Source organism: Butyrivibrio sp. AE2032 (genome assembly GCF_000702965.1).
The window spans coordinates 2,734,717-2,745,000 of the sequence record NZ_JNLF01000003.1 but is presented as its reverse complement, the minus strand read 5'-3'; the positions used below and the strand labels follow the sequence as shown (position 1 = coordinate 2,745,000).

Here is a 10,284-nt window from a genome sequence, read left to right as displayed (position 1 = left end):
GCTTATGCGGTATTATCAGTCGTTTCCAACTGCTATCCCCCAGTATGAGGCAGGTTGCCCACGCGTTACTCACCCGTCCGCCACTAAGATTTAACAAGATTCTGCCGAAGCTTCATCAGCGTTAAATCTCCGTTCGACTTGCATGTGTTAGGCACGCCGCCAGCGTTCATCCTGAGCCAGGATCGAACTCTCACGTTAGAATAGTTCATCCAGGCCAGAACTAAAACTGCTAGCTTTTCGTTCTGTCCGTTATTACTTTTGGTTTGTTTATTCTGAAATCATTCTCATATTGATCAGGGTCTTGCGAATTACTTCGTAATTCCCAAGCTTTTTGCATTCGCAAAATGAAATCTGAAATAACCAGTTCTCGTTAAGCAAGCTTACTCGACCTGCTTATTTCATCTTTCGCCCTGCTCATTATTATTGGAATTTTTCAGGGTTGCATTACTGTTTATTTGTCAAGGTGCTTGGAGCTCTAAATCCGCTCCAGTACTGCGTTTGCGGCTGCTTGTCTGTTGCATCAGCGCCGCAACGAAGATAACTATATCACTCCCCCAAATGAGTGTCAACACTTTTTTTCAAAATTTTTCAAAAAAATTATAAACCCAGTAAAATAGGGGCTTGCCCGATATTTCTTTATACGAACAAGCCCCTTTTATGGCAAAAATTTTCAAAAAAACTTTTCAAAAATACTAAATTACCCTTTAACTGATCCGGAAAGTCCCTCCACATAGAACCTCTGAAGCCAGATAAACAGAATGACAATTGGTAGTGCCACTATAACTGCCCCTGCTGCAAACTGGGTATAGTACCTGTCAATCCTTCTGAAGTCAGTGAGCCAATAGAGACCTACAGCTACTGTGTAGGAACTCTGCTTGTCTCCAAAGAGCATGCTGGGGAAGATATAGTCTGACCAGGTTGCAAGGAAGCTTCCCAGTACAGTGTAAACAATTATGGACTTGGACAAAGGCAGAGTTATATGGGTAAATATCTGAAGTCTTGATGCTCCATCTATGATTGCTGCCTCGTCAATTGCTTTTGGGATAGTATCAAAGAAACCCTTGCTTACATGGTATCCCATGGCTGCTCCTGCTGCTCCTACAACTATGAGGGCAAGGAGAGACTGATTAAGACCGATGCCCTTTAAGATGTTATACACCGCGATCAAAGACATGAACCCCGGGAACATTCCGATTATCATAAGAATGTTCATAAATGCTTTTCTTCCCGCAAACCTTGTCCTACTAAGTACAAAGGATACAGAAAGGACTATCAGTGTATTGATCACACATGCGCACATAGCAACAATAAAGGTGTTGAGCCACCATTTTGCAAAGGGAATTACGCTGTCGTTTTTAAAGAGACTTATGAAGTTATCAAGGGTCAGTTTCTTAGGAAAGAAATATCCAACATAATATCCCTGTTCTGCACGTAAAGCCGTAAGTACTATCCATAATATAGGAAACATCCATACGATTCCCAAAATAGTCAGCGCTATATATCCGGTACTGGTTTTGGTCATTTTCATAACGAATATAAGTCCTGTATACGCTGCCACGAGACCTATCCAATAACCAACGGAAAGATCTTTATTAAGAAATGAATTTGCGTATCCCGCTCCTTCTACTACCATCTTTGTCACAAACATAATTAAGGTGAAAAGAGCTGTCTCAACTGCAAGGATACTTTGCCATACAAATGCCAGTGACTTTGACGTCTTAACAAGACTAAAAATACCAAATACAAAACTCACCACAGCCAATGCGCAGGCTATTATCATGATGAACTTAAGGGGCATCGAATTCTCTTTTCCCAAAACATCAAGTGAAAAAGAAAAGAGACTCATCCTAAGGTCATCCCTACTGATATAGGGCAAAAATATACTTATAAATGAGAGCAGGGCTGCTCCGAAAGCGTAGTACAGATATTTTAGATTCAGACCAATAACTGTCTTTTTCATTATTGGAAGCCCTCCTCGTTCTTTATTGCATTAGATCTTGAGAAAGAAATAATGGTAAACATTGCAGATATCACGAAGATAATGATTCCGATAGTAGCTGCAAGGTTATAGTCATTGCTGTCTTTTGTGAGCTTATAGAGCCAGGTTACAAGAAGGTCGGTCTTTCCTGCTCCCTTGTAATAATCCAGTGTGTGAGGCTCACCACCTGTTAAGAAGAATATAGTATTGAAGTTATTAAAGTTACTTATGAGGTTTGAGATCAGGTATGGCGTTGTCACAAACCACATATAAGGAAAGGTTATCTTTCTGAACATGGTCACAGGGCCTGCTCCGTCAATCTTTGCACTTTCATAGAGCTCTCCCGGTATGTTCATTAGGATTCCGCTGACCATAAGCATGGTAACCGGAACTCCGATCCAGAAATTCACCGCAATCACTGAGAATCTGGCCCAGGCTGCGTTTGAAAGGAAGGGGAGAGGTGAGCCGGTAAATCCCCACTGCTGAAGCAGAACGTTGAATATACCTCTCTCCCCTAACATGGTGGCAACCACACGGAGGGATATAAAAGCCGGGATTGCCATTGTAAATACAAAAACAGTTCTCCAGAATTTCTTGAATCTGATTCCCTTTGAATTGATTATCATGGCCAGTATCATGCCACCGAAGTAGCATGTGAAGGTGGCGCAAAAGCCCCACACCAGGGTCCATCCCAATACAGGCCAGAAGGTTGAGGAAAGTCTGTCACCGGCTGCAAGGAGCGAACCGAAGTTAGTCATTCCAACCCAGCCAAAGAGATTTCCAGGTGGCTGATGTTCCTGATCGTAATTGGTAAATGCCATAAGGATCATGTAGATCAGAGGCATTACTGTAAAGATCAGCAGGCCAATTACAGGAACTGACAAAAGAAGGAATCTTATGTTTTCATTTGTAAGGCTCTTAACGTCCTCAATAAAGGTTCTGTTTCTTTTGCCCTGGGATGCTCTTACTCTGGCTGCTTCACCGGAAAAGATGGAGAAGGCCCAGATAGCTATAAAGATTAAGGTAATTACAAGTGCCACCACTCCATAAAGGAGGATAAGCATTGAGTTGTCTCCCTGCTGCATCTCATAGATGCCAAGAGCTTCATTAAATTCCATTCCCTGCATCTTGGTTCCCAGGGTGGTAAGGTCTTCTAAAAGACCCCCACCCTTTACTGCCATGAAAATGATGTATGAAAGCTCAAGGGCAAAGAACAACAGACCTTTGATGATCTGACCATATCTTATATTCGCCAGACCACAGAAAATATAAGAAAGTCTGGAGAAAATATCACCCCTGGTGAATATGGTTATGATATTTCTGTTTTTATACTCTTTCACTTTTTGTACCTCTTAATTCTTATAAAACAATCAGTTTGTAAGGGTACCTGTAATGCTGTCTACAAGAGCATCAAGCTGAGCCTGAAGGTTTCCGCTGTTGATGTCGCCGAAGTAGATGCCCTCTCCAAGAGCCTGCATAGGATCCCAGTAGTCGCCCATCTTAGGGATGCTTGGCTGGTTTGTAGCCTTTGATGCCTGAGCATTAAGAGCCATAGCTACCATATCCCCAGCTATCTCCTGGCTTCCTGAAAGTGACTTAAGTACGGGAACGTCGCCCTGCTCCTTGTATCTTGTAAGGCTGTTCTCAGGATTTGCCAGATATACTGCAAGCTGCTGTGCTGCAAGAGGGTAAGCTGTATTTGATTTAACTGTAATTGTCTTGAAATCTACGAAGTTTGAAAGCTGAACATCGCTTCCACCAATTTTTGCTGTAGGAAGTGCTACTGCTCCAAGCTTGTCACCAAGAGCTTCTCTGAACTCAGGCGCACTCCATGCTCCTGAGGTAACTGCTCCAAGAGTTCCATCCTTGAAGGCTGAACCACCTACTCCATCCTTATCCTCAAGGTACTTTCCGCTGTTTACCATATCAAGGATGTACTGTCCTGCCTCAACACCCTTTTCGTTATTAAAGCTGCACTCTGTTGGATCTGTTCCATCAGCTCCGAAGAGTGTGCATCCGTTTCCAAGGAAAAACATCTCTGCATACCAGGAGTTTGTTACCTGTGTGCTGAAGTTATAATTTCCATCTCCAAGGTCCTTGGCCATCATAGTATCAAGGCTCTTAACTTCATCTTCTGTATAGAAGTCCTTGTTGTAATACATGAAGAAAGTATTTGGTGAGAAAGGAACTGCGTATGTGAGTCCGTCTATTGTTACTGCTGTAAGGGCACTCTCAGGAAGTTCGTCCTTAATTGTCTCAAAATCCTTTGTGATTGGAAGAAGGAGTCCTTTTCCTGCCAGGTCTGCTACTCCGCCGCTTGGTGTGTAGAAAATATCTGCTGCTGTCTCTGCGTCTGTCTCAAGAGCCTGAGGAGCTTCATCGATACCAACTACTGCGATCTCATAGGTGATGTTAAACTCGTCATGTGCATCATCAAAGTTCTGTACCATCTGATCTGTGATATCTACTTCCTCTTCAGGAACCCAGATTTTAAGAGTAACGTCCTGGGTCTCAACAGGTGCTGCTGACTCTGTAGCTGTAGTTGTTGTACCTGCATCAGTCTGTGATGTGGTTGTATCTGCGCCATTTGATGCTCCGCATCCCGCAAGCAAAAGAGCTGTCAGTGCGATGCTGGTTGATCTTGTCATAAACTTCTTGAAATTCATCTTCATTACCTCCCAAAGTAATTACGTTTTTCGGTTTACTGCTATGCAAACCCTGTTATTTACTTGCTTTTCTAAATCTTTCATTCATATATTGGTTAAACGCTTTACTACAGAGTTTAAAATATACCTTGACTTTCGTCAAGGTAATTTTGTCGTTTCCGATCATCTTCGTTAGTTATTAACAATTCTCAGAAACTAATCTTGTTTACTATCACGATTTTGATTTATTTACCTGATAGTGCGTACAGACTGTCTCTCTACCACCTTAACAGTAAGGTGAACCTCTTTGAGGTCAGTCTTTCCATCGATCAGATCAAACATCATATCTCCTGCTGCTCTGGCCTTCTCGCCAAAGTTCTGTCCAATGGTAGTAAGCTTTGGTGTAAAGTACTCACTCTCAGGCAGGTTATCAAAACCAATAATGGACATATCATCAGGAACATTTACGCCGCACTGTCTCATACCTTCAATAAGACCGAAGGCCACGATATCAGACATAGTTGCAACAGCTGTGTACCCCTTGCCGGAAAGAGCTATGTCCTGCCCGACCTTAATCGCACTGGAATACATAGAATCCGTCCTGTAAATATCCTTGGTATCAAGCTTAATACCGGCTTCTGAAAGGGCGTCCGTAAAGCCTCTGAATCTCTCTTTGATAACACCGGACTCCTTGTATTCAGGGGTAGCCAGTGCTATCTTTTTATGGCCGCAGCCAAGAAGATACCTGGCGGAAAGAAATCCACCTCTGTAATCATCAAGTCCAACGTTCATGATCTTTTCCTTCTCAGCATAGGTATCAAGAAAAACCACAGGAACATCAAGTGCATTCTGGATCTGAGATACTTCTTTTTCCAAAACACCAAGGAAAAAGGCTCCATCCACATTCCAGGAGGACAAAAGAGGGATAACATCTCCTGTACGACCTACGCACCTGAGCATAAGATAGTAATCTCTGCTTCTTACATAGTTTTCCAAAGCAGCTATGATATGGGCATTATAGGGGTTAACCAAAAAGTCCTCAGTTGCTCCCACATAAGGCACCACAAGGCCAATGATCTTACTCTCCTTCTTAACAAGGGACCTTGCCATGGCATTGGGCTTGTAATCATACTCCTTGATGATCCGCTCAACCTTGGCCCTGGTCTTGTCAGAGACCTTCTGGTAATTTCCATTTATTACGTTTGATACGGTTGCTCCGCTGACTCCTGCCAGCTTGGCAATGTCCTTCAGATTCATTAGTTCAAGGTCTCCTTAGGTCGAGTAGATAAGGGGATTTCTCCCCTTATCCCTCTACAGAACCGGACGTGCGTCTTTCTCGCATCCGGCTCCTTGCAAAGTAAATTATTCAACAACCATCATTCATAGATACTGACGTACGTTCTGGGCGTTGCAAGGGGGTAGTCTCTCAACATATCGTTGAACTGGCCCCAGTTATAACTTCGCCGCTGGCTTCTGCGGTTAAGCCACTTGAACAGAAGCTTTCGTACTATATATTTAAAATCAGATATAGCCTTTGAGTTGTCAGTGATCCCGTAGTAATGGAAATATCCAACTAGCATGCTGTTCACTCTCTTAATAATTTCCTGTAACGGCAAGGTTCTCATATCAGCCAACCATCGATTGACTTCTTTGCATTTCTTTGTGAACTTTTTCTTGCTAGTCTTCCTCTTCACCCTGAACTTCCCGTTCCGACTCTTGGAACAGTAGTGTGTAAAACCCAGAAAGTCGAAGGTTTCAGGTTTTCCCTGCCCTCTGTTTCGCCTGTCTCTTTCGGCAAATCTACCGAATTCAATCAGTCGACTCTTGCTTTCTTCCAGTTCCAGTCCAAAGTATTCCATTCTGTGTTTCAGCCTTTTGTAGAATTGTTCAGCTTCATCTTTGTACTGAAAGCATACAACAAAGTCATCCGCATAAACTACCGCCCCTGCATAGCCTCTCAACTGTGGCTTAACAACATCATTAAACCACCACAGAAATACGTAATGCATGTATATATTTGCTATGACAGGTGAACAGACCGACCCTTGTCCACTACCTTCTTCTGTTTCCTCATATTGAAAGTCCTTTATTATCCCTGATTTCAGCATCCGCCTAACCAGTCGTATAACGTTCGGGTCTTTAATCCTTGACTCTACAAATTTGACTGCCCATCTATGGTCGATATGGTCGAAGAACCCTTTAATATCGGCGTCAAGTATATAGTTTGTCTTCTGTTTCTCAATCATAGAATTTAGTTTTCTTAGTGCCATATGACAGCTACGGCCGTTCCTGAATCCCATCATCTCCTCATAGAAATGAGGTTCAAAGACTGCTTCCAATATGCGCCTAAGCGCTTCTTGTACCAGCTTATCTTCATAACAGTAGATACTTAAAGGTCTGGTCTTTCCATTTCCCTTTGGTATCTCAACTCTCTTTGCAGGTTGTGGCCTATATGATTTCTTCTTCAGACTCGCTATTAGCCTATCAAGGTTCTCATCAAGATTATTCCCGTATTCCTCTTTTGTTACTCCGTCGATTCCTACGGCTTTATCCTTTTCCATCTTATTGTGACATTCCATTAACATTTCCTTGTCAATGAGATGTCCAATGGAAGTAAAGACCATTTCAGGGTTTTCTTTTGATAATTGCGATATTCTCTCCAATTTCGTTAACATTATTGTTCCACCTCTGTGTATGGATAATGTTTCCTCAAAGATATAGCTTTGCATGGCAGGGCTTAGAGGTATAGCCCTTTCTCGCCTTCCCTCCAGAGGCATTACCCTCCTTCATCGGTACTATGCGGCCATCCGACTGCCTATGACTCATTTGCCCTCCTTCGTGAGTTGTCGGGCATACCACTTATACATTAGGGGCTTCACACTTGCCCTGATATGGAAGTCACAGGCTCTCCCCAGTTGACATGACACCATTGTGCGACATGGCTGACTCTCAACCCCGTGGCGTCGCGACAATCTTCGCCATTAGCAATTGCACGCGTGTTGCCTTCCGCATCGCTTAATTACGTCGGCACACCATCTTAATTTATTTCGGGGCTAACATGCCTTATGACCCTATCGCCTAACTTCCTACGCTTAACCTACGCTGTTACCAACGCATGTTCAAGGTCGCTATTGGTGGTTGGCTAGACCTTACCAAATGGGATTTCCACCCATTAAATGCCATGCCCTTTGCTGGGCGCACTAAGCGTTTAATAAATTACAGGAATGCCTCGGAAATGGCATCCTTAAGTATTTCTGAAACATCCAGGGATGAGAGCCATGAAAGGAATTTATCCCTGTCCTGTTCCTGTCTGATCCTGTCATATATCTTTTCTTTAACCAGAATATCGCACCAGCTTCTCTCAAGGACCTCAAAGACTCTTTCAACGATGTAATTCTCAGCAAGAGATATCCCTTTGATGCTGACTTTGCGCTCAACAGTTACATCTGCTTCCGGCAGTCTTAGCGTGAGGCACTTTTTCTTTTGGTCAAAAGAGCTATCGGCATTTGTCTGTGCATCCCCCACTCCGTAGATAACAAGTTCATAAGAACGCATCTTAGGAATAAGAGAAGTGTCTCCGGTGGCAGGATTTATTACGATTTCCAGATTATTGTTCGTCTCATCATAATCTGCCTTGATCAGCGTCTTAACAAAATGTCCATCCTCATAGCCCATGCTAAAGCCGTCATCCTCGTAAAGCTCGAAGCTGCCGCTTTTTCCGGCTCCGATAAGGATTCTAAGGCTCTTAGGATTATCAGTACCGTTTTCTTTATCCTCCAAAGATAGCGGAACTATGCCTCCCTCCGGTAAAAGAACAGGGATGCTGTCCACCGTTCTGTACAGATTAGCCCTGGTCTCTCCCTGATAGATGTAACCGGTAAAGATATCGTAAAATCGTCCCTTAGGAATATACATGTTAACCCTGCTCATCCGAAGCATGGAATCCGACTCGGATGTAATGGCTCCAACGATGAGGTTGTCGCCGAAGTAGTACTCCTGCCTCATATCAAAGGCTGTATCGCACTCAGGGTGCCTGTAGTACATAGGTTCAATAAGAAGCTGTCCTTCTTTATGTGACTTGTAGCTCTGTGTGTAAATGTATGGAATTAGTCTGTGCCTGAGTCTCATGAAGTTCCCCATCACACTGCGATAGGGCTCTGAAACATTCCATGGCTCCTTGTTAAAGAAGGGGCTGTTGCTGCTGTGGAGCCTCATTACCGGTGAAAAGACACCAAACTGAATCCACCTGATAAGCCTCTCCTCATTCTTATCACCCATCATATGTCCGCCAATATCGTGGCTCCAAAAGCCGTATCCGATATTGGAAGCCGTGAAGGTGAAATAAGGCTGAAAATCCAGACTCTTCCAGGAGGATATAGTATCTCCCGAAAAGCCCACAGGATATCTGTGGCTTCCAGGCCCTGAGTATCTGGAGAAAATAAGAGATCTCTTCCCATCTCTTTTTCCATATTCATAGTGATAATGGTTTAAAAGAAACAGTGGATCAATGTCGCTTTTTCCAGCCTTGGTGCCCTGTTGCCAGTCTATCCACCAAAAGCCAACTCCGTCATCCTCAAATGGATAGATCACTTCGTCGAAATATGCATCCCTGAAGACCTTGTCAGCAAAATCAAATTCTATGGGTGCTTCACTTGTGGGATCCACTGAAAGCCTCCTGGCCACAGCCTCATACTGATCCTCAAAGGCCCTTATGCCATCCGCCGGATGAAGATTAAGTGTTACTGACAGCTTCTTTTCCTTAAGATGCTTTAAGAACCTCTTATAATCAGGGAAAAGAGCTTTGTTCCAGGTATAGCCTGTCCAGCCTGTGCCATACTTTGGATCCACCTGGGTAAGATGCCAATCCATATCGATCACAGCTACGGAAAGAGGAATCTGCTCCTTTTCCATTTTCTCTAAAAGCTCATTGTAGCTGTCCTCCGTGTATGCATGGTATCTGCTCCACCAGTTGCCGAATACATTCCTGGGAACCATTGGAACTGATCCTGTAAGGGCAAAATAGTCTTTTAATCCCTGCCTGAAATCCCTGTTATATCCGAAGAAATAAATATCTGTCCCCTCGGAATTTCTTGGAACAAACTCACCTTCAGAAAGAATGGCGCTCTCACTGTCATCAAGTACCGCAAAACCCTTCTTCCCGAAAATACCTTCCTCAAGCCATAGTCCTCCGTCTGCCCCATCCAAGGTTCTGGCTGTTCCAAACAGATTATCGTCTGAGTTTCCGTAGGTAGCACCGAAGTGCCATTCCTGTCCGGTTTCTCTCACAAGGATATACAGCCCGGCCATGGAAAACTCTTTTTCATCATAGAAAAGAAGAAGTTTCCCTGTGTCAATGGTGATTCCCTCTTCTGATCTTGAGGTCTCAAAACTCACCTCATCAAATTCTCTGTTTGTAACCACCTGGGTTGGCAGGTCTACAAACTGACCATTTTCACTGTACTCAAGTCTGATCAGTCTGTCGGTTAAAACAGTTATCCTGTAATTATTTCCAGTAATCATCACGTTTTCCTTATAATTGCTGTTGATAGTTAGTTAAGCGTTTAACCATCATGTAACCATTATATTCACTATTATCTCCTTCGTCAAGCAATAGAGTAGGAGGCGGTGGCTAACCGCCGTCCTCTCACAACACCGTACGTA

Annotated in this window: 6 protein-coding genes and 1 rRNA gene (1 of these 7 only partly in view); all 7 read right to left on the bottom strand. The window is 43.4% G+C overall.

Translation table 11 applies throughout. From position 1 onward, the window contains the following. Nucleotides 1-198 (bottom strand): 16S ribosomal RNA (locus tag BO18_RS13800) (it extends 1,347 nt beyond the left edge of the window). A gap of 499 nt (nucleotides 199-697) precedes the next feature. Continuing rightward, nucleotides 698-1,960: a sugar ABC transporter permease gene (locus tag BO18_RS13795; RefSeq protein WP_185752433.1), complete on the bottom strand. Its 1,263-nt coding sequence runs from the start codon at nucleotides 1,958-1,960 to the stop codon at nucleotides 698-700. Continuing rightward, nucleotides 1,960-3,318 carry a carbohydrate ABC transporter permease gene (locus BO18_RS13790; protein WP_034446859.1) on the bottom strand — a complete coding sequence of 453 codons (1,359 nt, stop codon included), beginning with the start codon at nucleotides 3,316-3,318 and terminating at the stop codon, nucleotides 1,960-1,962. Before BO18_RS13790 ends, BO18_RS13795 begins: the two co-directional genes overlap by 1 nt. 30 nt (nucleotides 3,319-3,348) lie before the next feature. Next, nucleotides 3,349-4,644: an extracellular solute-binding protein gene (locus BO18_RS13785; protein WP_034446857.1), complete on the bottom strand. Its 1,296-nt coding sequence runs from the start codon at nucleotides 4,642-4,644 to the stop codon at nucleotides 3,349-3,351. A gap of 228 nt (nucleotides 4,645-4,872) precedes the next feature. Further along, the gene (locus BO18_RS13780) at nucleotides 4,873-5,880 is read right to left on the bottom strand and encodes a LacI family DNA-binding transcriptional regulator (protein WP_034446855.1); all 1,008 of its coding nucleotides are present in this window, start codon (nucleotides 5,878-5,880) and stop codon (nucleotides 4,873-4,875) included. A gap of 119 nt (nucleotides 5,881-5,999) precedes the next feature. Continuing rightward, nucleotides 6,000-7,298, bottom strand: a complete 1,299-nt coding sequence (gene ltrA / locus BO18_RS13775) for a group II intron reverse transcriptase/maturase (protein ID WP_029320732.1) — start codon at nucleotides 7,296-7,298, stop codon at nucleotides 6,000-6,002. A 541-nt stretch (nucleotides 7,299-7,839) separates the two neighbouring features. Then, nucleotides 7,840-10,143 carry a glycoside hydrolase family 31 protein gene (locus BO18_RS13770; protein WP_051688727.1) on the bottom strand — a complete coding sequence of 768 codons (2,304 nt, stop codon included), beginning with the start codon at nucleotides 10,141-10,143 and terminating at the stop codon, nucleotides 7,840-7,842. Between the last annotated feature and the right edge of the window lie 141 nt (nucleotides 10,144-10,284).